This window comes from Alkalicoccus luteus (assembly GCF_012034335.1).
Lineage (GTDB): Bacteria > Bacillota > Bacilli > Bacillales > Salisediminibacteriaceae > Alkalicoccus > Alkalicoccus luteus_A.
Genome location: NZ_JAATHJ010000002.1, coordinates 102,780 through 125,017, shown reverse-complemented (window position 1 = coordinate 125,017; position 22,238 = coordinate 102,780). Strand labels below are relative to the sequence as shown.

Here is a 22,238-nt window from a genome sequence, read left to right as displayed (position 1 = left end):
TTCCTGTTGAAATAGGAAGGTGTTATCTATATACTACAATTAGTACCTAGTCCTAGTAGTGCAGAGGAGATGGCCGAATGAAATGGACGAAAAAGCTGCGGCAGCCAAAACTGCAGCAGTATATCGAAGCAGATCCGTTCATCACAGATGATGAGCTTGCTAAAAAGTTTGAAGTGAGTGTTCAGACCATCCGACTGGACAGGCTGGAGCTGAGTATTCCTGAAGTCAGGGAAAGAATTAAAGGAGTGGCCCGAAAGCAGTATGATCCTGTAAAGGCCCTTGCAGAAGAAGAAATCATAGGTGAAATGATTGATCTTGAACTGGACAGCTATGCAATTTCTATTCTTGATATAAAGCAGGAACATGTTTTTACGAGACAAAATATAGCGAGAGGCCATCATTTATTTGCCCAGGCTAACTCGCTCGCAGTCGCGGTAATTAACGATGAGCTAGCGCTTACAGCTGACGCTTCTGTCTCGTTTACAAGACAGGTACAGGCTGGTGAGAGAGTCGTTGCTAAAGCCAAGGTAGCAGATATCCGAGGGTCCAGAACGATTGTTGACGTTGAAAGCTTCGTCGGCCAATACCCTGTTTTTAAAGGTGAATTCCATATGTTCAGAAGTGACAGACCTGAAAAGGAGGATCAGACATGAGACTGGCAGTAGATGTCATGGGTGGTGATAACGCCCCGGATGCTGTACTGGAAGGGTGCCGGACAGCACTTAATACATATACCGATCTGCACGTGCTGCTGATCGGCGACGAGCAAAAAATTTCGGGAATGGAATCGTTTGGTGAGAGGGTTTCGATCCTTCATACTGATTCTGTCATTGATAACGAGGATGCTCCGGTGCGGGCAGTCAGAAGAAAGAAAGATTCGTCCATGGTAACCGCTGTGCGAAAAGTAAAAGAAAATGAGGCTGATGCATGTATCTCAGCAGGAAATACCGGTGCACTTATGACCGCAGGCCTGCTGCACGTGGGACGTATTAAAGGAATAGACCGGCCTGCGCTTTCCCCTATGCTTCCAACGACAGATGGAGGCGGATTTTTATTGCTGGATGTCGGCGCAAATATGGAAGCTAAACCGGAGCATTTGCTGCAGTATGCGGTGATGGGTGACATTTACATGAAGCAGGTGCGCGGTCTGAATCGTCCCCGGGTCGGACTTCTGAATGTAGGATCGGAAGAAGGCAAAGGAACGGAACTCGCGAAAGCCGCCTTCAAACTTATGGAGGATGCTCCCTTTGAATTTATCGGCAACGTTGAATCCCGGGACCTTCTGGATGGTGCCGCAGATGTTGTCGTCTGCGACGGTTTCTCCGGGAATCTCGTTCTGAAATCAATCGAAGGAACGGCAATTTCTATCTTTTCCATTCTCAAGCAGGAGCTGACTTCATCACTTAAAAACAAGCTGGCGGCAGCTGTTTTGAAACCAGCATTTAAACGTGTGAAAAATAAAATGGATTATTCTGAGTACGGAGGAGCCGGGCTTTTTGGATTAAACGCACCGGTCGTAAAAGCGCATGGATCATCTGATGCAAGAGCCTTTTTCAGCGCGATAAAACAGGCAAAGCAGATGCATGATGAATCAGTGACGAGCCGCATTAAGGACGTGATGAGCGATATATCGGTAAAGGAGGAGTATCATGACTAAAACTGCAGTATTATTTCCGGGGCAGGGATCACAGAAAACCGGAATGGGAAAAGAGCTGTCAGATACATATAAAGAGGCTGAAGCGGTTTTTAAGCTTGCTGATAAATCCCTAAATGAAGCTTTTTCCGAATCGGTATTTAACGGAACCGAATCTTTTCTTAAACAGACGGAAAACACACAGCCTGCCCTTTATGCCGTCGGAGCGGCAGTCTGGGAAGTGTTGAAAAGCAAGGGAGTTCACGCGGAATTTTCAGCAGGACACAGTCTTGGAGAATATACGGCGTTAACGGCTTCCGGGATGCTCTCGTTTTCAGAAGGTATTCAGGCAGTGCGCCGTCGGGGGCAGCTGATGGAAGAGGCAGTGCCGTCCGGTGAAGGCTCGATGGCAGCCATACTGGGCTTAGACCGGGATCCGCTGGCAGCGGTATTGAAACAGGCTACTGAGGAGGCGGGTGTCGTAGAAGCGGCGAACTATAATTCACCCGGTCAGATTGTTATCTCCGGACGTGCCGAAGGCGTTGCACGGGCAGTGGTGCTTGCAAAAGAAGCCGGTGCGAGGCGTGCGGTGGAACTTCCGGTAAGCGGACCGTTTCATTCCAGTCTGATGAAACCTGCAGCTGAAGAAATGAAGAAAGTTCTCGCTCACCTCCATTTAGGTGAAGCCGATATGACGGTTATCGCAAATGTCACAGCAGAGCCTGTTCGCCGCGAAACAGCAGTCGAGCTGCTCGAACAGCAGATTTATTCACCTGTGCAGTGGGAGAATACGATCAAACGGCTGCTTAGCGAAGGTGTTACAACGTTTATTGAAGCAGGTCCGGGCAAAGTATTATGCGGACTCGTTAAAAAGATGGATCGACGGGCAGTTACTATACCGGTTTATGATCCGGATACGCTTGAAAAAGCGATCGCACAGCTGAAGGGAGAGAATCAGACATGAATGCACTTGTAACAGGAGGGTCAAGAGGAATTGGTCGTGCTGTATGCCTTGAGCTTGCAGGAGCAGGTATGAATGTTGCGGTGAACTATTCTGGGAATAAAGAAAAAGCAGAGGAAACCGCCGATGCATGCCGCGCTAAAGGTGTCGAAGCAATTGTCATCCAGGCGGATGTCGGCAACAGCGATTCCGTTAAGGACATGGTGAAAGCTGCAATTGAAGCTTTTGGTTCTTTGGATGTACTTGTTAATAACGCGGGAATCACGCGGGACAATTTGCTGATGCGCATGAAAGAAGCCGAATTCGATGATGTTATTTCGACGAATTTAAAAGGCGTATTTAACTGTTCAAAAGCAGTAACCAGGCCTATGATGAAGCAGCGAAGCGGCAGAATCATTAACATTTCCTCCGTGGTGGGAGCACTGGGAAACGCTGGTCAGGCGAACTATGCTGCCTCAAAAGCGGGAGTTATTGGTTTTACAAAATCGATGGCTCGCGAACTGGCCAACCGTAACATTCTCGTCAATGCAGTAGCTCCGGGATTTATCACGACAGAAATGACGGATGAGCTGACAGATGAACAAAAAGAAGCGCTTCAGGAGCAGATTCCGCTTGGCAGGCTCGGCTCCGGAGCAGATATTGCGAAAGTAGTCCGCTTCCTTACGTCAGACGGTGCCTCGTATATGACTGGACAGACGCTGCACGTTGACGGCGGCATGTATATGCCGTGACATTGAAAACTGCTAGTATTTGAGACTGCTTTATCCTATAATAGCGGAAGGAGGTGATACACATGGCAACGAAGCAGGAACGCATCGCAAAAATCGTCTCTGAACGACTGGGAGTAGATGAATCCGAGGTAAAGCGTGAAGCTACGTTCAAAGATGATCTCGGAGCAGATTCTCTTGATGTAGTTGAACTGGTTATGGAACTTGAAGATGAATTCGATCTCGAAATCTCTGATGAAGACGCAGAGAAGATTGAGACAGTTGGAGATGTTGTAGACTACATAGAGAGTCACAAATAAGATATGCCGGACGGCCGCACGGCCGTCCGGGTCATCTCTTCAGCATCTCTGTACTGATAATTGAGACTGGTGGAGGTTTTCTCATGCAGCAATCGAGGAAAATTTACAGGCGCGGCATGAAGCGCCACGGTAAAAAACTGCAAATGACAAAAGCACAAAAAGCTAAGTACAAACAGTTTCTGGATGATATCGGTGCAACGTATCAAAAAGAAGACCTGTTTATTCAGGCGTTCACTCATTCATCCTACGTCAATGAGCATCGGATCCGTCCGCATGACGACAATGAACGGCTTGAGTTTCTCGGCGATGCTGTTTTGGAATTGGCCATCTCCCAATATTTGTTCAAACTTTTTGAACATATGAGTGAAGGCGAGATGACCAAACTCAGAGCTGCCATCGTATGCGAGCCCTCCCTTGCTAAAAACGCAGAAGAACTGAAGTTTGGTGAGTATGTCCTGCTGGGAAAGGGAGAGGAAATGACCGGTGGAAGAGAGCGTCCTGCCCTGCTTGCTGACGTTTTTGAAGCTTTCATCGGGGCATTGTATCTTGATTCCGGTATGGACGCTGTTTATGCGTTTCTGGAGGATTATGTGTATCCGAAAATTCATGATGGGGAATTTTCTCATATGATGGATTTTAAGAGTCAGCTTCAGGAGCTGATTCAACGGGAGAATCAGGGTCAGGTGGTATACCGCATCGTTCAGGAGAAAGGTCCGGCGCATTCACGTGAGTTCGTATCAGAAGTTCTCCTCGATGAAGATCCGCTCGGAAGGGGAAGCGGACGTTCAAAAAAAGAAGCAGAGCAAATGGCGGCCCAGAAAGCGCTTGAAAAATTAAACGAAGAAGAAAAGCAGCTATAAGTAAAAAAGAGCTTTGCGGAAAAACCGCGAAGCTCTTTTTTAACAAATTCGGTATTACGCTAATACTTTTTGCTGAACAGGAGATCAAGGTTTCAGTCGATAATCCTGCTTCAGACTTCGGAGAGTTTCAAGTGAGGCGTCAGCGAACGGGCTGTTCTCATTGACGAGACTTTCCTCGAACAAATGTACGGCGTGAATGAGAGATTCATTATAATTTGGTAAATCACCACTATACGGCTTCAGATGAGTATCCGGGATGTTCGCTTTTTCATTAAAAGCCAGCGCTTTTCGTTCCTGAAACAATGCAACCTCCGTTTTCCCAGGCTGATGAAGATCTCCCTGGACGGGGTGGCGCAGGACGGCTAGAATCTGAACAACCGAAGTTGTTTTAGCCGGGGTAGGATCTACAAGTCTGCCTATGTACCGGCCTGTTTTATACGTGCACGTAACCAACTCTCCCGTTTCCATTCCGTCCACCTCCTGCTAGGCTTTATTTCTCATTGCACCGAGTTCACTGACAATAGCGTCCATTTCATTCACGCTGAAAGAAGGCTTAGCCATTACCATCTGATGAATTTCTTTAATTTCTTCATACTGATCTGCGGCATAAAATTCCGACTTCATTGCACCTGCATTAACAATCTGAAGCTTCGTTTTTATGTCGTCAATCATCTTCTCGATTTCCTGCTTACGCTCATCTGTATTTGACAATTCAATCACCCTTTCCAAATCATATACTGCTAATGATAACATGTCCGGACAATGGTTACACTCGTTTTTGCCGGGGTTGTTAATAATACGGCCGAACTGTGATAAAATAGGCTGGTTAGAATGATTATTTTGAGGAAACAGAGGTGAGTGGCATGTTCCTGAAGCGGCTTGAACTGTCGGGTTTTAAATCGTTTGCAAAAGCTGTATCAGTTGAGTTCGAAAACGGAGTGACTGCAGTTGTCGGACCTAACGGCAGCGGGAAAAGCAACATATCAGACAGTGTCAGGTGGGTGCTGGGTGAACAATCCGCACGTAATCTGCGCGGTGCCAAAATGGAAGATATCATCTTTTCAGGCAGCGAGGGTAGAGCCGCCCAGAACATGGCGGAAGTCACACTCGTTTTAAATAATGAGAAGAAGCAGCTTTCCGTTGAATATACGGAGGTTGCTGTTACTCGAAGGGTCCTGCGCTCAGGTGAAAGTGAATACTTAATAAACGGCCAGCCGTGCCGTCTTAAAGATATAGTCGAACTGTTTATGGATTCCGGTATTGGCAGAGAGTCCTTTTCCATTATCGGACAGGGCCGGGTAGAAGAGATACTAAGTTCGAAATCAGAGGACCGCCGCGCGATTTTTGAGGAAGCCGCCGGAGTGCGTAAATATAAACAGAGGAAGCAGCAGGCGGCGAAAAAGCTTCATGATACCGAGGATAATCTCAGCAGAGTCAGAGACATTCTTTTTGAAATTGAATCGAGACTCGAGCCTTTAAAAGAACAAGCTGCGGTTGCAGATGAATTTTTAGGACTCAAAGAAGATCTCCGTCAAGTAGAAACAGGCGTCCTCGTAGAAGAAATAAAGGAACGGCATCATAAATGGTCAGAAGCCGGCCAAAAGCTGGAAGAACTCGAAGTTCAGCACAATCGGGCTGACAGTGCCTTGAAAGGACAGCTTAAAGAAAAGGAACGGCGCCGAAAGCTTCTCGAGGATGCAGAGAATAAGCTGGATGAGGTGCAAAATGAGCTTCTCCATGTGAGTGAAGAGACAGAGAAACAGGAAGGACTTCGCGAGCTGTGGAATGAACGGAAAAAACATTACTCGGAAAACAGAAGTCAATACCGTAAAGAGCTGGAACAGTTGCAATTGGAGCGGGGCAATCTTGAAACCGAACTAAGCCGTGCGAAAGAAGCTCTCAAAGATGCTTCAAAAAAAGCGGACGAGGCAGATGAAGAATTACAACGTCTGCTGACCCGTCTTTCAGCAGCAACCGGAGATAAAGAAATGCTGCTCGAGGACTGGAAAAGCGAATATTTCGAGCTGTTGAATCAAAAGACGAGCGCTGCAAATGATCTTAAGTATCTGGAAGACCAGCTTGAACGAGGTGAAAAGCGGACGGAATCAAAAACGGAGTCCTCTGAGGCTCGGAAAGCAGAGCTGGATAAACTGATCGCAGCGCTTCGGGAAGCAGAGCAGGAATGGAAGCAGCAGGAGCTGAAAAAGAACGAGCTTCAGCACACGTGGAGGGAAACGAATCGCCGGTATGAAGAGCTTCGTTCAACTTACGAGAAGAAAGAGAACTTTTACTATGAAGCACTCCACCGTCTGCACCAGCTGGAAGCAAGGCTTGATTCAATTAAGACCATGCAGCAGGAATACAGCGGCTTCTTTCACGGGGTTAAAGAACTTTTAAAAGAAAAAGAACAGCGATTTCCAGGTATTGCTGGAGCGGTGGCGGAATTAATTCACGTACCTGCAGCCTATACGACGGCACTGGAGACAGCTCTAGGTGCTGCCCAGCAGCACATCGTAACAGAAGATGAATCAGCAGCTCAGGAAGCCATCCGGTACCTGCGCAGCCACAAACTCGGCCGTGCTACCTTTCTCCCGCTTTCTACTATTAAGCCGAGATCAGTAGGAGCAGCAGACCGGTCAAAACTTAACCAGATTGAGGGCTATCTCGGCACTGCAGCAGAAGCGGTCAGAGCTGAGGAAGGCCGTGAACGAGTGGTTGAACATTTGCTTGGCAATGTGATCCTGGCTGAGACACTGGACCATGCCAAACAAGCAGCTGCAGCTGTTCAGTATCGGTACCGTGTAGTCACACTCGAAGGTGACATCGTGAATGCAGGCGGTTCGATGACAGGAGGCAGCCGCAATGTTAAACAAGCATCACTGCTTGGGCGCAAGCAGGAAATTGATAAATTGGAAAGACAGAAAGCTAAACTGCAGCAGCAGACGAATAAAGCAGAAAAGCAGCTGGTGGATGCGAAGAATGAAGGAAACACTCTCAGCGATAAACTGGCCTCGCTTCGTCAGCAAGCAGAAGCAGTAACGAACTCCGAAGCGGCTGCACGCAATAAAGTTGACGAGCTGGCAATAAAAAAAGAGCATGAGAAAGAACGAACAGAGCAGATCAGCTTCGAGCTGGAAGAAATCAAGCGGGAATTCAATTCTTTAACTGAAATTAAATTAAAGAAACAGGCTGTTCTCTCTGAAGCAGAACGCAAGCTGGAAAAGGCAGACAAACATATTTCGGAACTCACTGAAGCGCGAGAAGAAGACCGTACGCGGGAAGAGGAACTGCGTGAGCGTATTTCAGAGCTGAAAGCGACAAAAGCTGCCGGTCAGGAACAAGTCCGAAGCGCCCGTGAAAACACGTCTCGTATCCAGACTGCTGTTCAGAAACTGACGCGTGAAATCATCGAAAAAGATGAGGCCAACAGTCTGCTTGAGGCAGAGCTAAGCGAATCTGCATTGGATTCTACGAGTATAGAAGAAAAGCTGCAGGAAAGCCGCAAACAACGGAAGCACCTGCAAAAAGAGCTGACAAGTCTGAAAGAGACGAGAAAGCAGCTTGCAGATGAAGTTACACAGCTTGATGAGGCATGCTCCAGAGCCAGAAATCAGCTAACCTACTGCAGCGAACAGAAGCATTCTGTAGAATTGGAAAAAGGCAGGCTTGATGTGGAACTGGATACGAGGCTGGAAAAGCTTCAGCAGGATTATGAGCTTACGTATGAGGCAGCAGAGACCGAATTTCCTCTACAGGAGCCGATCGAAGAAGCTGTACGAAAAGTAAAGCTGTTGAAAATGAGCATGGAAGAGCTTGGTCCGGTAAATATTGGAGCGATTGATGAATATGCGGAAGTGAAGGAACGGTATGATTTCTTAAGCGGCCAGCAGCTGGATCTGGAACAGGCGAAGGCTTCGCTGGAATCTATTATTGAAGAAATGGATACAGAAATGACAACAAGATTTATGGACGCCTTCACGGAAATTCAGTCGCATTTCAAGGAAGTTTTCCGTTCCTTATTTGGGGGAGGGAGCGCCTCACTGAAACTGACTGATGAAGAAGATTTACTTCAGACAGGAGTGGATATCACTGCACAGCCGCCCGGTAAAAAGCTGCAGCATCTGGCACTGTTATCCGGAGGTGAGCGTGCACTGACAGCTATCGCTCTGCTGTTTGCAATACTCCGCGCCAGACCGGTACCATTTTGCGTGCTGGATGAAGTGGAAGCTGCTCTGGACGAAGCAAACGTGCACCGCTTTGCTTCCTACCTGAAGGAATTCAGCCGTGATACTCAGTTTATCGTCGTCACGCACCGAAAAGGTACGATGGAAGAAGCGGACGCCTTGTATGGGATTACGATGCAGGAGTCAGGTGTATCAGACATTGTATCAGTTCGGCTGGAAGAAAGCCGGGAACTTGTAGAAGCCGGAGCATTAAAGGAGGAAAATAAATGAGTTTCTTTAAAAAGCTGAAGGATAAATTGTCCAATCAGACAGATCAAGTGACAGATAAGTTCCGGGACGGGTTGTCTAAAACGAGAGAATCATTTGTTGGAGCAATGAATGAACTGATGATGGACTACAGGACCGTGGATGAAGAATTCTTCGAAGAACTGGAAGATATTTTAATTGCTTCAGATGTTGGAGTTAACACGGTAATGGAACTGGTTGATGAGCTTCGTGAGGAAGCACTTCGGCAAAATATTAAGAAATCAGTCGATCTGCAGCCACTCATTTCTGAAAAGTTGTCAGAGCTTCTCGTTCGTGATGAGCAGGAGACGAAGCTGAATATGCAGGAAGACAGCCTTACTGTTATTTTATTTGTCGGTGTAAACGGCGTAGGAAAAACAACGACGATCGGCAAGATGGCGCAAAAATTTAAAAACGAAGGCCGCCGCGTGATGCTTGCTGCGGGGGACACTTTCCGCGCAGGAGCTATCGAACAGCTTGAAGTATGGGGAGAGCGGGCCGGCGTGGAGGTCGTAAAACAACAGGCAGGCTCTGATCCGGCAGCTGTCATGTATGATGCGATCCAGTCTGCTAAGTCGCGAAAAGCGGATGTACTGCTCTGTGACACAGCCGGGCGGCTTCAAAATAAAGTCAATCTGATGAAAGAGCTCGAGAAAGTGAAGCGGGTGCTCACAAGAGAAATTCCCGAGGCGCCACATGAAGTGCTGCTCGTTCTCGATGCTACCACAGGACAGAACGCCATGACGCAGGCGAAAATGTTCGGCGAAGCGACAGATGTTTCCGGCATTGTTTTAACAAAGCTTGACGGAACAGCAAAAGGTGGAATTGTGCTTGCAATTCGAAATGAGCTGGATATACCGGTAAAATTTGTTGGACTTGGAGAGAAGGTGGAAGACCTTCATGAATTTGATCCCGATCAATATGTGCACGGCCTGTTTGCAGATGTCATAGAACGTGAAGAACAGGAGAGTTCCTGATTGACAGGAAAACGTGTGTCAAGTAGCATTAATGTGTAAAGGTCCAGTCCTTAACAAGGTGGTGCAGACATGATTGATAAAACGATACGCATGAATTATCTATACGATTTTTATCACGCGCTGTTAACCGAAAAACAGAATCAGTATATGTCCATGTACTATCTGGATGACTGGTCTCTTGGTGAAATTGCTGAGCATTTTTCCATCAGCAGACAGGCAGTCTATGATAATATTCGCCGGACAGAGCTATTGCTGGAAGAATACGAAGAGAAGCTGCAGCTTCTTAAAAAATATGAGGAACGGCGCTCGAAGCTGAATGAGCTGAGGGATCTCCTCGAGGACAGCAGCGATACGAAGCTGAAACAGCTGATCGCAGGCCTTGAAAAAATTGAGTAGGAGGCGCTGAAATGGCATTTGAAGGATTAGCTGAACGTCTGCAAGGCTCTATGAAGAAGATTAAAGGCAAAGGAAAAGTAACGGAGCAGGACGTTAAAGATATGATGCGGGAAGTCCGGCTTGCCCTTCTGGAAGCGGACGTTAACTTTAAAGTCGTGAAACAATTTATTAAAGATGTGAAGGAACGTGCTGTCGGCCAGGAAGTGATGGACAGCCTGACGCCCGGGCAGCAGGTTATTAAAGTCGTAAATGAGGAACTGACCGAGCTTATGGGCGGCGAGCAGAGCAGGCTCAATACGGCGCAAAAGCCGCCTACAGTCGTTATGATGGTCGGGTTGCAGGGGGCAGGTAAAACGACTACCACCGGAAAACTTGCACTGCATCTTCGGAAAAAGCATAATCGCAAGCCGCTCATGGCCGCTGCCGATATTTACCGTCCGGCGGCGATAAAGCAGCTGGAAACACTCGGCAAGCAGCTGGACATGCCGGTTTTTTCTATGGGTGATCAAGTCAGTCCGGTAGAAATTGCGGAAAAAGCAGTTGCTGAGGCGAAAGAAGAGCACCACGATTATGTTTTGATTGATACAGCCGGCCGCCTGCATGTGGACGATGATCTGATGGGAGAGCTTGACCAGATTAAAGCTGCTGTAAAACCGGATGAAGTGCTTCTCGTCGTCGATTCGATGACGGGTCAGGATGCCGTTAATGTTGCTGAAAGTTTTAATGAGCGGCTTGGAATTACCGGTATCGTCATGACGAAGCTCGACGGGGATACGAGAGGCGGTGCTGCGATTTCGGTTAAAGCTGTAACCGGTAAGCCGATTAAATTTGCCGGTATGGGAGAAAAATCAGATGCACTGGAGCCTTTTCATCCGGAGCGAATGGCATCACGAATATTAGGAATGGGCGATATGCTCAGTCTGATTGAGAAGGCACAGACTAACGTCGATGAGGAAAAAGCGAAGGAACTCGAACGTAAAATGCGTTCGAATGATTTAACGTTTGATGATTTCCTTGATCAGCTTGCACAGGTGAAAGATATGGGGCCAATCGACGAGCTGCTGCAAATGATGCCCGGAGCAGGAAAAATGAAAGGAATGAAAAATCTTCAGGTAGATGACAAGCAGATTGCTCATATAGAAGCAATCGTGAAAAGTATGACGAAGGAAGAACGGGATAATCCAGCTGTCCTGAACGGAAGCCGCAAGCGGCGGATAGCGAAAGGAAGCGGCAGGAATATTCAGGAAGTGAATCGTCTTATTAAGCAGTTTGACGAAATGAAGAAGATGATGAAGCAGATGACGGGTATGTCCAAAGGGAAGAAAAAAGGCGGCTTCAAGATGCCGTTTATGTAATGCGGTATTTCTATAAACTTGTGCGTTACAGATGAAAAAAAGCTGTAATACTCGATTTAACGATTGCTTTTATTTGTCATCAAAAGCCAAGAGAGCCTGTTTTAGCAGGAAAAAATGTACTGTAAAGATTTTTTCCTTTACTAGGGTTGCCACCCGTGCCCGGATATGCTAATATAATTAATCGTGTAAGACATTTTTGGAGGTGAAACACATGGCAGTTAAAATTCGTCTGAAACGAATGGGAGCAAAAAAATCTCCGTTCTACCGCGTTGTTGTTGCAGATTCCCGCGCACCACGTGATGGGCGTTTTATTGAAGAAATTGGCGTATACAATCCGCTTAAGAACCCTGTAGAGTTCAGCGTGGATGAAGAAAAGGCTGTAAAATGGATGATGGAAGGCGCTAAGCCATCCGACACTGTTCGTAACCTTTTCTCAAGCAAAGGCTTGATGCAGCGTCTTCACGAAGCAAAAAACAACAAATAAAAAACAGGCGGTGGATGACTGTTGAAAGAACTGGTTGAAACAATCGCAAAAGCGCTGGTTGATCACCCTGACGACGTCCGTGTAACCGAAGAAGATAAAGGTCATTCCCTTTTCATCCGCCTGGAGGTTCACGCGGACGATATGGGGAAAGTGATCGGCAGACACGGCAGAATTGCCAAAGCTGTCCGCTCGGTTGTGTTTGCAGCCGGTGCTGGAAATAGAAAGCGTGTTCAGCTGGATATCGGTTAATGAGCGGGTGCTTCGGCATCTGCTCTTTTTTTCATCCTGAAAACCATGTATACTTGGTTGGGAATGACAATGAGGAGGTGCTCCATTTGGAGATCATCAAAAAAGTGGTAGTAAAGCAGATTTTAACAGAGGACAGCAGAACAAAGCTGCAGGAACAGTTTTTGTCCCGCCAGTATAAGCTGAACAATGAATTAAAGCAGCTGGAGTTTGTTCTACATAAAAAAATGAAGGAAAACAACGATCCGAAATATCAAAAGTCCCTTCAGGAAAGCTTTAATAAAGAAGTTGCCAAGCGTAAGGAACGCATCCGCCAAATCGAGCTGAAGCTCGGTCAGCTTGAAGAACTGGAAATCGGAGCTGAGCTTCGGGAAGGCACCATCCAGATGATTGAGGAAGTTGCAGAAGGCGACAACTGGGATGAGATCATGAAAGGCACAGAAATCGTTGTCAAAGACGGCCTCGTGCATGAACTTCGCCACGGAGGCATGGAAGATGACTGATTGGCTTAACGTCGGGAAAATCGTGAATACTCACGGTATCCGCGGCGAAGTGCGGGTAATATCCCGCACAGATTTTCCGGAAAGGCGCTACCGGACTGGAGCAGTGTTAACTGCTTTCGATTCATCCGGCGCCACGGTTTCTCTGACTGTGTCCAGCTGGAGGCAGCATAAAAACTTCGATTTGCTTACGTTTGAAGAAATTCAAGGCGTGACGGAAGCAGAGGCATTAAAAGAACGTATATTGAAGATTGAAAAATCATCGCTCGAAGATGATGAATTGGCTGATGGAGAATTTTACTATCATGACATTATCGGTCTTCAGGCGTATGATGAGGCCGGAAACAGAATTGGAACAGTGAAAGAAATTCTCCAGCCAGGAGCAAATGACGTCTGGGTCCTTGACACTGAAAAAGGAGAACTTCTTCTGCCTTATATTGAGGATGTAGTGTTAAGCGTAAACCAGCGCGACGGATTTATCACTGTCCGTATTCCTGAAGGACTGGAATAGCATGAAAATTTCAATTTTAACGTTATTTCCAGAGATGTTTGACGGACTGTTCAATCATTCGATCTTAAAGAATGCACAGGAAAAAGGCATTGTATCATACAACGTTATCGATTTCCGGACCTTCAGCAAGGATAAGCATCAGCGGGTGGATGATTATCCATACGGAGGCGGAGGCGGTATGGTTCTAACTCCTCAGCCGCTGTTTGACGCAGTTGAACAGACCGCTGACCGTTCCAAAGCAAGAGTCATCCTGCTCTGTCCTCAAGGGGAACAATATACGCAGGCGAAAGCGGAGGAGCTGGCAAATGAAGAAGAACTCGTTCTGCTGTGCGGTCACTATGAAGGGTACGATGAGCGGATCAGACAGGAGCTGGTAACCGACGAGATTTCGATCGGGGACTATGTTCTGACCGGAGGAGAAATCGGTGCTATGGCTCTTGCGGACAGTGTGACAAGGCTGCTTCCCGGAGCACTGGGAAATGATACTTCTGCCGTTACGGACTCCTTCAGCACGGGGCTGCTTGAATACCCGCACTATACTCGGCCTGCTGATTTTAACGGGCTTAAAGTTCCGGAAGTGCTGCTCTCCGGCCATCATGCCAATATCGAAGCATGGAGGAGAGAACAATCGCTGCGAAGAACGTGGGAACGCCGCCCTGACCTGTTAAAAAAAGCGTCATTATCAGACGCAGAGCGAAAGCTCATTCAATTATGGGAAGAAATTGAATGAATCAAGGAAACTGCCTTGTCATCATGAAGCTGCTGTGATATGATATTCTTTGTGGCTGAAAGGCCAGATCAAGATATTCCGCTGTTTACTAGACATGAGTATCTGTAGGGAAGGAGGCGGACAATAATGGAACAACTCATTCGTGATATTACGAAAGAACAGCTCAAATCTGACATCCCTGAATTTCGTGCAGGTGATACTGTACGTGTTCATGCTAAGGTTGTCGAGGGTACTCGTGAGCGAATCCAGGTATTCGAAGGTGTCGTCATCAAGCGCCGCGGTTCTGGAGTCAGCTCTACGTTCACCGTTCGTAAAGTATCTTACAATGTTGGCGTCGAGCGTACTTTCCCAGTACACTCTCCACGTATCGACAAGCTCGAAGTGAAGCGCCGCGGTAAGGTTCGTCGTGCGAAGCTCTACTATCTGCGTTCCCTTCGCGGAAAAGCAGCTCGTATTCCAGAGCGTTCTATGCGCTAATTTAAAAATGGAAGCCGTCCCGGTCGCCGGGGCGGTTTTTTTGATTATGATGAAGATGGATTTTCTACATCCTGTTTACGGCTTCCTGCGAAACCATTGATCGACAGAATGTGATGAACGAATAAATAATATCTTGAAGCTGCTGTCAGGAAACAGGAATGTCATTTCAGTCATGCGGTGCAATCTGAAACGACGTACTGTAAAATAAACATGAATCTGTCAATGACTGGAGGAGTGAGTTCAATGTACCCGGGAGAGCAGTGGAGATGGTTTACAGCGGTTGTGCTTTGTGTCCTTGTATTAGTTTCGGTCAGGCTGTTTTTGTACTCGCCTGCAGTAGTTGACGGTGATTCAATGGAACCTTCCCTCCGCAATGAAAACAGGATGCTGATCAGTCATGTCGGATACGTTTTCAATGATCCGGAGCGTTTCGATATTGTCGTCTTTACTGCAGACGATGACAGGCATTACGTGAAGCGTGTTATCGGACTTCCCGGAGATACGATCTGGTATGAGGGCAGCAGTCTTATCGTAAATGGAACGATTGTAGCAGAGCCTTTCTTATCCGGTTCAAAACCTGAAACGCAGTCAGGTGAACGGTTTACTGTGCCTGCTGACCATGTTTATGTACTTGGGGACAATAGGCTGAACAGCTATGACAGCCGCCACATAGGTTCAGTGCCGGTTGCACAGATATCCGGAAAAGCAGAGCTTATTTTCTGGCCTCCTGAAAGTGCAGGAATAGTAAATTAAGATTAATGTAAGGGGATGACATATATGAAAATACAATGGTATCCGGGACATATGGCAAAAGCGAAACGCCAGGTAACGGAAAAATTGAAGATGATCGACGTAGTAATGGAAATAGTGGATGCCCGGATTCCGATGTCTTCACGCAATCCGATGATTGAAGAGGTAACGGAAAATAAGCCGAGACTCATGCTGTTAAATAAGGCAGATCTGGCAGATCCGCAGTTGACCAGGGAATGGGAAGCTTATTTCGAACAGGAAAACGTAAAACCGTTAACAATCGACGCCCAGCACGGAAAAGGTATGAAGCAGATACCGGCAGAAGTGCAGAAACTGGCTGCCCCGCTATATGAAAAATGGGAACGCAAAGGCATCAATCCACGACCGCTGCGCTCGCTGATTGTAGGGATACCAAACGTAGGGAAATCAACTGTTATTAATAAACTAGCCGGTAAAAAAATTGCAATTATCGGAGACAAACCGGGCGTAACGAAAAAGCAGCAGTGGATCAAAATGGGAAGCACATTGGAACTGCTGGACACGCCGGGAATTCTCTGGCCTAAATTTGAGGATGAAGCCGTCGGATACAGGCTTGCTTTAACAGGAGCAGTGAAAGAGGAGATTTTTGATTTTCAGGATGCCGTACTTTTCTTTTTGACATTTATGGCATCTGAATATCCACAGCTTCTGAAGAGCCGCTATAACCTCGATTCCATTCCTGAGGACAAAGTGGAGCTCTTCGATGATATTGGCAGAAAAAGAGGCTGTCTTATTTCAGGTGGGCATGTAGACTATGACAGAACGGCAGAAATTATCTTCCGCGATTTCCGCCAGGGATTGTTTGGACCAGTAACATTGGAAAAACCAGTTACTTAACCATACTATTATTATGTAAACTAAAGTAGGCTTCATTTTATCCATTTAGCTAAATCACAGGGAGTGGGACAGATCGCTACTATTAAAGAAATTAAACAGTTACTGCAGCAGACTGATGATGAAAAAGCTGCTGCCCCCTTCAGGGAGGATGGCCGCAGGGGTGTCCAGGCGGAGTTAAAGAAATTTGACAGAAAGATAAAACAGAAGCAGAACGAACAGGACTTGTGGCAGGAGATGTCCCGGTATGAGTGCGAATTGCATGATTATAGTTATATCGCCGGGGTGGATGAAGTCGGTCGGGGACCTCTTGCAGGAGGTGTGACAGCAGCAGCCGTGATTTTACCCGAAGGTACATATCTGCCCGGGCTTAACGATTCCAAGAAAATACCGAAAGTAAAAAGAGAGCAGCTGTTTGAAGAAATCTCGTCCTGCGCCTTTGTCGGGATCGGAAGCTGCACGCCGGAGGAGATTGATACATATAATATCTATGAAGCCTCTAAAAAAGCAATGCTTCGCGCAGTGCAGGAGCTCCCCGTTCAGCCTGATTATTTGCTCGTTGATGCTATGACACTGCCCGTTGAGATTAACCAGATGAACTTAATAAAAGGCGACGCCCGCTCTGTTTCAATTGCTGCTGCATCAGTTGTTGCAAAAGTCACGCGGGATCGCGAAATGTGCGAATTGGACCGGATCTATCCGGGCTATGGATTTAAAGCAAATGCAGGCTACGGAACGAGTGAACATTTGGAGGCTCTCGAGCGTCTTGGACCGACTCCTTCCCACAGGCGCAGCTTTTCACCGGTGAGAGAGCGGATGCACTCTAAATCATGATGTAAACAAAGAGGTGTAGCTGTGGATATTCTTCATGTTTTGCAAAACCAGCTCTCGTCAGGAGTAATGTCAGCAGTCAGGCTTGAGCCAGGAAGTATGATTGAAGGGCGTGTTACGGAATTATACCCCGGCAATATGGCAAAGCTGATCGTGAACGGAAAAAATTTAACGGCAGAACTGAAGACCGGAGTAGAGAAAAACCGTCATTACTGGTTTCGTGTCGAACCATCTGATACTGTGCCGCTGCTGAAAATCGTGCGCGAAGCCGGATCTTTATCTCAGCCGGAGAAGCTGCTTCCCTATCTGAAGACAGAGGTTTCAAAGCCAAATACAGAGACTGTCCGGATGCTTCAGAGAGAAGGAATGCCTCTGCTCGGCAGTCAGATCGAAGCAGTTACAAAAATCAGGATTCGGGATAACATTCCGCCCGCTAAAATGATGGAGGCACTGGCGCTGCTTCATTCCAGGGGGATGCCTGTCCGGGGTGAGACCATTCAAGCTGCACTGGCACTGTCTGAAACGGATAAGTTAGGAAGTTTGCTTAAATCCTCACTGGAAGCTGTGCCGCCGGGCTCAGAAAGGAAATTCCCGTTCCTGAAAAACGCAGGCGACCGGACGATTGTACCGCAGTTGCCAATGATTGAAAGGCTTATTAATGAATCGCTTATTCAAAGTGGCCGGAACAGAGAAACGATCCTTCATGTATTATTTGGAAATCAAAGGCCGGAAGCCTCTGCGTGGCCGGCTGTTCTGAAACAAATTTTGCAAGCTTCCGCTCAATTCAAGGGTTCTGAACACGCTACAGGAGCGATGCAGGTAAAACTTACTGAAAGCAGCCTTCCGCACTTTCTGGCGCGACGGGAAATCCCGCAGCTGCGCGGGGATGTTCAGTCAGCCGCGCTGCTGCAGTCTTCTTTTACGAGAAATCTGCTGCTTGATCATGCTCTCTTATTTCCAAAGGCGCTACCGGGAAGCGGCGAACTACCAGGTGGTTCATCAGAGCTTGGAAAAATCAAATCAGAGCTGGAACTGCTTAAGGGAATGGCTCCAAAAGCAGGCAACACGGCCGATGCTGCAGTACGAATCATTTCGGGTCTGCAGCTTGTCTCATCGGATCAGCCCCAGGCACCGGGAATATGGAGTATGATACCGTTCCCTCTTGATCAGACCGGAATACATATTCAATGGTCAGGTAAAAAAAACGGCTGATGGTACAATCAATCAAAACCATTGCCGGATGTTGTTTTATCTGCAGATGGAGCATTTTGGTGAAATGACGATCGATGTGCAGATTCAGAATCGAATTGTCTCAATTGCCGTTTACAGCCATTTTCCGGAACCGGCTGATTTGAAAGGTCAGTGGTTTGAAAAATTGGATTCAGCTCTCGGTGAAATGCAATATAGTTTATCAGGTGTCATCTGGAAAAACAGCACAGTGCAAACGACCAGAGGAATACCTCACCAAGGTTCGTTCCATACCGGGAAGGTGGACATCCGCATATGAAACAGCACTTTAGAAAAAAAGCCGCAGCACTGGCCTACGATCCGGTAAAGGACACTGCCCCTTCTGTTAAAGCCAGAGGGGCAGGGCTCCGTGCAGAGGATATTATTCAGCGGGCAAATGAGAGCGGAGTTCCGGTTTATCGGGACCCGTCTATGGCGGAAGTGCTTTCTCAACTGGAATTAAATCAGGAAATTCCTGGTGAACTTTACGACGCTGCAGCAGAGATATTTTTGTATATTTACAGACTCGATCAAGAAGAAAAAGTCCGCAGACTGACTGATAAAAACCCGAATTCATAAAAATTTAGAGTTTTTTTAACGTTATCGGTGTATAAAGAAGGCAATCTATTGTAAAATGATGATTGTGTGAAAAGCCTCTCATTTAAACGAGGCTCACATTGATTCAAGTACCAACGACTCAATTGAGGAGGATGGCTATGAATATCCATGAGTATCAAGGTAAAGAAATTTTACGTGACTATGGTGTGGCTGTCCCTAATGGTAAAGTTGCTTACACGCGCCAGGAGGCCGTTGACGCAGCAAAATCTTTAGGAACAGATGTAACCGTTGTCAAAGCACAGATTCACGCCGGAGGAAGAGGGAAAGCCGGTGGTGTAAAAGTAGCTAAGAACCTGGACGAAGTCCGTACATATGCTGAAGAAATTCTCGGCAAGGTTCTCGTTACCCATCAGACTGGACCGGAAGGAAAAGAAGTGAAACGTCTTCTAGTTGAGGAAGGCTGCGATATTAAGGACGAATATTATGTTGGTCTCGTTGTGGACCGTGATACGTCCCGAATCGTCATGATGGGGTCAGAGGAAGGCGGTACCGAGATTGAAGAAGTAGCCGCTGAAACACCGGAGAAAATCTTTAAAGAAGTGATCGACCCCGTTACCGGACTGATGCCATATCAGGCACGCAGACTGGCTTTCAACATGAACATTCCGAAAGAGCTGGTCGGTAAGACCGTTAAATTCATGCTAGGTCTATATAAGGCGTTTGAAGAGAAAGACTGCTCTATTGCAGAAATCAATCCGCTCGTTACGACCGGTGATGGAAACGTCATGGCTCTGGACGCAAAAATGAACTTTGATTCCAACGCTCTCTATCGTCAAAAAGACGTTTTGGAGCTCCGCGATCTGGATGAAGAGGACGAAAAAGAAATTGAAGCGTCAAAATATGACCTGAGCTATATTTCGCTGGACGGTAACATCGGTTGTATGGTCAATGGTGCCGGACTTGCCATGGCCACGATGGATATCATTAAACATTACAGCGGCGATCCGGCCAACTTCCTCGACGTTGGGGGCGGAGCAACAGCTGAAAAAGTAACAGAAGCATTTAAAATTATTCTTTCCGACAAAAGCGTAAAGGGTATTTACGTAAACATTTTCGGCGGAATTATGAAATGCGACGTTATTGCAGAAGGTATCGTGGAAGCTACGAAACAGATGGGTCTCGAGCTGCCGCTTGTTGTCCGTCTCGAAGGAACAAATGTGGAACTCGGCAAAAAAATTCTGGACGAATCCGGTCTCAATATCACATCTGCTGACTCAATGGCAGATGGTGCTCAAAAGATCGTCCAGGCAGTTGGAAAGGCGGGTTAATACATGAGTATTTTACTGAATAAAGATACGAAAGTGATCGTGCAGGGAATCACCGGAGCTACCGGCCTCTTTCACACGAAGCAGGCAATTGAGTACGGAACTCAGATCGTCGGCGGCGTTACACCAGGTAAGGGCGGTACTGAAATTGAAGGTGTGCCGGTATTTAACACGGTGGAGGAAGCGATTGCCGAAACAAAAGCAAATGCCTCCGTCATCTATGTTCCGCCACCGTTTGCTGCTGATGCGATTATGGAAGCTGCAGATGCAGGAATTGAGCTTGTGATCACGATTACAGAAGGTATTCCTGTCGTCGATATGATCAAGGTGAAGCGGTTCCTTGAAGACAAAGATACTCGTCTGATCGGACCGAACTGTCCTGGTGTTATTACACCTGAAGAATGTAAGATCGGTATCATGCCAGGTTATATTCATAAAAAAGGTCATGTCGGTGTTGTATCCCGATCCGGTACACTAACGTATGAGGCTGTTCATCAACTTTCTACGGAAGGAATTGGACAGTCAACAGCAGTCGGCATCGGCGGGGATCCGGTAAACGGAACGAACTTCATCGATGTTCTGAAGCTCTTCAATGAAGACCCCGATACTTACGCGGTCATCATGATCGGTGAAATCGGCGGTACGGCAGAAGAAGAGGCAGCTGAATGGATTAAAGATAATATGACGAAACCAGTAGTCGGATTTATCGGCGGTAAAACAGCACCTCCAGGAAAGCGTATGGGTCATGCCGGTGCGATTATTTCCGGCGGCAAAGGTACAGCTGATGAAAAGATCAGCACATTAAACAGTGCAGGTGTTAAAGTAGCAGAAACACCGGCGGTTATGGGTGAGACACTCATTGAAGTATTGAAGGAAAATAATATCTATGATAAGTGTGTCACGCACGCGGTAAATTAAGCCGCATCTGATTTTTTTGAGGCGTGGAAAGGGAATTGATCCCTCTCCACGCCTCTTTTTTGGTTCTGTAAAAGTCTGCGCTGCAGCAATCAAACAGCTTTCAACAATCTTAGACAGCGACGCCTGAAGCTAATAACTTATTTGAATGTGACTTTAGTTTATTCTTTAAAATCAGCAGATTGCGCCAGGTCAATTCATGTCTCAAAAATAAACGACTGGGAGCTGGTCAAAATGGATCGTAACAAGCTTTTAGCATTACATGAAGCGTGCGGAGGGAACAGTAGAGTTGTGCATAAAATTATACACGCCGATAATGAGCTGAGCTGCCTTCATAAGACGATGGGGGAAATCCCGGTAAGTTGGCCGCCGAACGTTCGTAAAACCGTGTGGGCGGCTCGTCAGACTCTTCAGAATGGCAACCGCAGTGACAGTGGAGATATACAGGTTGTCACATTTGCAGATAGTCATTATCCGGAGCAGCTTCGCCACATCAGCTGTCCGCCGGCGGCACTCTATTTCAGAGGTGATCTTTCAATCGTCACAACCGGCCTGCAGCTTGCAGTCGTCGGATCCCGAAAACCTCCTGCGCAGGCTGTGACAGCATTAAACCGATTAATGCCGGAAGGGCTTCCGGATCAGACAACGATTATCAGTGGTCTGGCAGCGGGGATTGACAGCCACGCTCACAGATCAGCATCAATGGCGGGAATTCGCACTGCTGCTGTTCTCGGTCATGGACATGGTTCATGCTATCCGGCAGAAAACAGGAACCTGAAAAAAGATTTGGAGCGGAAGGAGCTGGTGCTCAGCGAATATCCTCCGAATATAAAGCCTGAACGATGGATGTTCCCTGAGCGAAACCGGATTATCAGCGGACTTGCTGACGCAGTGCTCGTAGTCAGCGCAGCAGCCAGAAGCGGTTCCCTTATTACAGCGGAAATAGCTCTTGAGCAGGGCAGGGAAGTCTTTGCTGTGCCAGGATCTTATGCAGAACCATCTATGGAAGGGTGTAATGAGCTCATTCGGGACGGGGCAGGACTGATCAGCAAGCCAATTCACTTGTCAGAAGAGCTCGAAGCCTGTCTCAGGCGCAAAAGTTGTTTGACAAATTGAGATAGAGTGTTTAATAA

At 47.1% G+C, this 22,238-nt stretch carries 27 protein-coding genes; 25 read left to right on the top strand and 2 right to left on the bottom strand.

Going from position 1 to position 22,238, the window contains the following annotated elements:
- Nucleotides 1-77: 77 nt before the first annotated feature.
- The 6 genes from fapR (at nt 78) to rnc (ending at nt 4,481) form a co-directional block, all read left to right on the top strand.
- Entirely contained in the window at nt 78-653 is a 576-nt protein-coding gene (gene fapR, locus HCN83_RS02190) for a transcription factor FapR (RefSeq protein WP_168004675.1), read from the top strand.
- Nucleotides 650-1,657: a phosphate acyltransferase PlsX gene (plsX, locus tag HCN83_RS02185; RefSeq protein ID WP_168004674.1), complete on the top strand. Its 1,008-nt coding sequence runs from the start codon at nt 650-652 to the stop codon at nt 1,655-1,657. Before fapR ends, plsX begins: the two co-directional genes overlap by 4 nt.
- Nucleotides 1,650-2,597: an ACP S-malonyltransferase gene (gene fabD, locus HCN83_RS02180; RefSeq protein ID WP_168004673.1), complete on the top strand. Its 948-nt coding sequence runs from the start codon at nt 1,650-1,652 to the stop codon at nt 2,595-2,597. Before plsX ends, fabD begins: the two co-directional genes overlap by 8 nt.
- Nucleotides 2,594-3,325 (top strand): 3-oxoacyl-[acyl-carrier-protein] reductase, encoded by a 732-nt coding sequence (gene fabG, locus HCN83_RS02175; RefSeq protein ID WP_168004672.1) that lies wholly within the window; start codon nt 2,594-2,596, stop codon nt 3,323-3,325. Before fabD ends, fabG begins: the two co-directional genes overlap by 4 nt.
- 62 nt (nt 3,326-3,387) lie before the next feature.
- Entirely contained in the window at nt 3,388-3,621 is a 234-nt protein-coding gene (acpP, locus tag HCN83_RS02170; protein ID WP_168004671.1) for an acyl carrier protein, read from the top strand.
- 83 nt (nt 3,622-3,704) lie between these two features.
- Entirely contained in the window at nt 3,705-4,481 is a 777-nt protein-coding gene (gene rnc, locus HCN83_RS02165) for a ribonuclease III (protein ID WP_425483578.1), read from the top strand.
- 84 nt (nt 4,482-4,565) lie between these two features.
- On the opposite strand, the gene kapB is transcribed toward rnc, so the two are convergent.
- Nucleotides 4,566-4,949, bottom strand: coding sequence for a sporulation phosphorelay system protein KapB (gene kapB / locus HCN83_RS02160; RefSeq protein WP_168004670.1), 384 nt, complete (start codon nt 4,947-4,949; stop codon nt 4,566-4,568).
- Nucleotides 4,950-4,964: 15 nt separating this feature from the next.
- A complete protein-coding gene (locus HCN83_RS02155; RefSeq protein ID WP_168004669.1) occupies nt 4,965-5,234 on the bottom strand; it encodes a DUF1128 domain-containing protein in 270 nt (89 codons plus the stop codon).
- 110 nt (nt 5,235-5,344) lie between these two features.
- Between HCN83_RS02155 and smc the strand changes: the two genes are divergently transcribed.
- From smc to dprA, 19 genes are all read left to right on the top strand, one after another.
- Nucleotides 5,345-8,935: a chromosome segregation protein SMC gene (gene smc / locus HCN83_RS02150; RefSeq protein WP_246238070.1), complete on the top strand. Its 3,591-nt coding sequence runs from the start codon at nt 5,345-5,347 to the stop codon at nt 8,933-8,935.
- A complete protein-coding gene (gene ftsY / locus HCN83_RS02145; protein WP_168004667.1) occupies nt 8,932-9,927 on the top strand; it encodes a signal recognition particle-docking protein FtsY in 996 nt (331 codons plus the stop codon). Before smc ends, ftsY begins: the two co-directional genes overlap by 4 nt.
- A 69-nt stretch (nt 9,928-9,996) precedes the next feature.
- The gene (locus HCN83_RS02140) at nt 9,997-10,323 is read left to right on the top strand and encodes a putative DNA-binding protein (RefSeq protein WP_168004666.1); all 327 of its coding nucleotides are present in this window, start codon (nt 9,997-9,999) and stop codon (nt 10,321-10,323) included.
- A gap of 11 nt (nt 10,324-10,334) precedes the next feature.
- Nucleotides 10,335-11,678, top strand: a complete 1,344-nt coding sequence (gene ffh, locus HCN83_RS02135) for a signal recognition particle protein (protein ID WP_168004665.1) — start codon at nt 10,335-10,337, stop codon at nt 11,676-11,678.
- Nucleotides 11,679-11,889: 211 nt separating this feature from the next.
- Nucleotides 11,890-12,162 (top strand): 30S ribosomal protein S16, encoded by a 273-nt coding sequence (gene rpsP / locus HCN83_RS02130; protein ID WP_168004664.1) that lies wholly within the window; start codon nt 11,890-11,892, stop codon nt 12,160-12,162.
- A 21-nt stretch (nt 12,163-12,183) separates the two neighbouring features.
- Nucleotides 12,184-12,411 carry a KH domain-containing protein gene (locus HCN83_RS02125; RefSeq protein WP_168004663.1) on the top strand — a complete coding sequence of 76 codons (228 nt, stop codon included), beginning with the start codon at nt 12,184-12,186 and terminating at the stop codon, nt 12,409-12,411.
- An 86-nt stretch (nt 12,412-12,497) separates the two neighbouring features.
- Entirely contained in the window at nt 12,498-12,911 is a 414-nt protein-coding gene (locus HCN83_RS02120; RefSeq protein ID WP_168004662.1) for a YlqD family protein, read from the top strand.
- Entirely contained in the window at nt 12,904-13,419 is a 516-nt protein-coding gene (rimM, locus tag HCN83_RS02115; protein WP_168004661.1) for a ribosome maturation factor RimM, read from the top strand. Before HCN83_RS02120 ends, rimM begins: the two co-directional genes overlap by 8 nt.
- Before the next feature lies 1 nt (nt 13,420).
- Nucleotides 13,421-14,149 (top strand): tRNA (guanosine(37)-N1)-methyltransferase TrmD, encoded by a 729-nt coding sequence (gene trmD, locus HCN83_RS02110; protein WP_168004660.1) that lies wholly within the window; start codon nt 13,421-13,423, stop codon nt 14,147-14,149.
- 126 nt (nt 14,150-14,275) lie between these two features.
- The gene (rplS, locus tag HCN83_RS02105; protein ID WP_168004659.1) at nt 14,276-14,626 is read left to right on the top strand and encodes a 50S ribosomal protein L19; all 351 of its coding nucleotides are present in this window, start codon (nt 14,276-14,278) and stop codon (nt 14,624-14,626) included.
- Between the two features lie 243 nt (nt 14,627-14,869).
- Nucleotides 14,870-15,379, top strand: a complete 510-nt coding sequence (gene lepB, locus HCN83_RS02100) for a signal peptidase I (protein ID WP_168004658.1) — start codon at nt 14,870-14,872, stop codon at nt 15,377-15,379.
- A gap of 24 nt (nt 15,380-15,403) precedes the next feature.
- Nucleotides 15,404-16,252: a ribosome biogenesis GTPase YlqF gene (ylqF, locus tag HCN83_RS02095; RefSeq protein WP_168004657.1), complete on the top strand. Its 849-nt coding sequence runs from the start codon at nt 15,404-15,406 to the stop codon at nt 16,250-16,252.
- Between the two features lie 63 nt (nt 16,253-16,315).
- A complete protein-coding gene (locus HCN83_RS02090; protein ID WP_168004656.1) occupies nt 16,316-17,083 on the top strand; it encodes a ribonuclease HII in 768 nt (255 codons plus the stop codon).
- Between the two features lie 21 nt (nt 17,084-17,104).
- The gene (locus HCN83_RS02085; RefSeq protein ID WP_168004655.1) at nt 17,105-18,292 is read left to right on the top strand and encodes a hypothetical protein; all 1,188 of its coding nucleotides are present in this window, start codon (nt 17,105-17,107) and stop codon (nt 18,290-18,292) included.
- Between the two features lie 28 nt (nt 18,293-18,320).
- Nucleotides 18,321-18,587: a hypothetical protein gene (locus tag HCN83_RS02080; protein ID WP_168004654.1), complete on the top strand. Its 267-nt coding sequence runs from the start codon at nt 18,321-18,323 to the stop codon at nt 18,585-18,587.
- Complete coding sequence (locus HCN83_RS02075) at nt 18,584-18,886, top strand: EscU/YscU/HrcU family type III secretion system export apparatus switch protein (protein ID WP_168004653.1); 303 nt, start codon at nt 18,584-18,586, stop codon at nt 18,884-18,886. Before HCN83_RS02080 ends, HCN83_RS02075 begins: the two co-directional genes overlap by 4 nt.
- Before the next feature lie 137 nt (nt 18,887-19,023).
- On the top strand, nt 19,024-20,193 hold the full coding sequence (gene sucC / locus HCN83_RS02070) for an ADP-forming succinate--CoA ligase subunit beta (protein ID WP_168004652.1): 1,170 nt from the start codon (nt 19,024-19,026) through the stop codon (nt 20,191-20,193).
- A 3-nt stretch (nt 20,194-20,196) separates the two neighbouring features.
- The gene (sucD, locus tag HCN83_RS02065) at nt 20,197-21,108 is read left to right on the top strand and encodes a succinate--CoA ligase subunit alpha (RefSeq protein WP_168004651.1); all 912 of its coding nucleotides are present in this window, start codon (nt 20,197-20,199) and stop codon (nt 21,106-21,108) included.
- Between the two features lie 288 nt (nt 21,109-21,396).
- On the top strand, nt 21,397-22,221 hold the full coding sequence (dprA, locus tag HCN83_RS02060) for a DNA-processing protein DprA (RefSeq protein ID WP_168004650.1): 825 nt from the start codon (nt 21,397-21,399) through the stop codon (nt 22,219-22,221).
- Nucleotides 22,222-22,238: the final 17 nt, after the last annotated feature.

Coding starts and splice junctions, on each gene's coding strand:
- fapR (WP_168004675.1), top strand. CDS start 78: ATGAAATGGACGAAAAAGCTGCGGCAGCCAAAACTGCAGCAGTATATC.
- plsX (WP_168004674.1), top strand. CDS start 650: ATGAGACTGGCAGTAGATGTCATGGGTGGTGATAACGCCCCGGATGCT.
- fabD (WP_168004673.1), top strand. CDS start 1,650: ATGACTAAAACTGCAGTATTATTTCCGGGGCAGGGATCACAGAAAACC.
- fabG (WP_168004672.1), top strand. CDS start 2,594: ATGAATGCACTTGTAACAGGAGGGTCAAGAGGAATTGGTCGTGCTGTA.
- acpP (WP_168004671.1), top strand. CDS start 3,388: ATGGCAACGAAGCAGGAACGCATCGCAAAAATCGTCTCTGAACGACTG.
- rnc (WP_425483578.1), top strand. CDS start 3,705: ATGCAGCAATCGAGGAAAATTTACAGGCGCGGCATGAAGCGCCACGGT.
- kapB (WP_168004670.1), bottom strand. CDS start 4,949: ATGGAAACGGGAGAGTTGGTTACGTGCACGTATAAAACAGGCCGGTAC.
- HCN83_RS02155 (WP_168004669.1), bottom strand. CDS start 5,234: ATGTTATCATTAGCAGTATATGATTTGGAAAGGGTGATTGAATTGTCA.
- smc (WP_246238070.1), top strand. CDS start 5,345: ATGTTCCTGAAGCGGCTTGAACTGTCGGGTTTTAAATCGTTTGCAAAA.
- ftsY (WP_168004667.1), top strand. CDS start 8,932: ATGAGTTTCTTTAAAAAGCTGAAGGATAAATTGTCCAATCAGACAGAT.
- HCN83_RS02140 (WP_168004666.1), top strand. CDS start 9,997: ATGATTGATAAAACGATACGCATGAATTATCTATACGATTTTTATCAC.
- ffh (WP_168004665.1), top strand. CDS start 10,335: ATGGCATTTGAAGGATTAGCTGAACGTCTGCAAGGCTCTATGAAGAAG.
- rpsP (WP_168004664.1), top strand. CDS start 11,890: ATGGCAGTTAAAATTCGTCTGAAACGAATGGGAGCAAAAAAATCTCCG.
- rimM (WP_168004661.1), top strand. CDS start 12,904: ATGACTGATTGGCTTAACGTCGGGAAAATCGTGAATACTCACGGTATC.
- trmD (WP_168004660.1), top strand. CDS start 13,421: ATGAAAATTTCAATTTTAACGTTATTTCCAGAGATGTTTGACGGACTG.
- rplS (WP_168004659.1), top strand. CDS start 14,276: ATGGAACAACTCATTCGTGATATTACGAAAGAACAGCTCAAATCTGAC.
- lepB (WP_168004658.1), top strand. CDS start 14,870: ATGTACCCGGGAGAGCAGTGGAGATGGTTTACAGCGGTTGTGCTTTGT.
- ylqF (WP_168004657.1), top strand. CDS start 15,404: ATGAAAATACAATGGTATCCGGGACATATGGCAAAAGCGAAACGCCAG.
- HCN83_RS02080 (WP_168004654.1), top strand. CDS start 18,321: ATGTTGTTTTATCTGCAGATGGAGCATTTTGGTGAAATGACGATCGAT.
- HCN83_RS02075 (WP_168004653.1), top strand. CDS start 18,584: ATGAAACAGCACTTTAGAAAAAAAGCCGCAGCACTGGCCTACGATCCG.
- sucC (WP_168004652.1), top strand. CDS start 19,024: ATGAATATCCATGAGTATCAAGGTAAAGAAATTTTACGTGACTATGGT.
- sucD (WP_168004651.1), top strand. CDS start 20,197: ATGAGTATTTTACTGAATAAAGATACGAAAGTGATCGTGCAGGGAATC.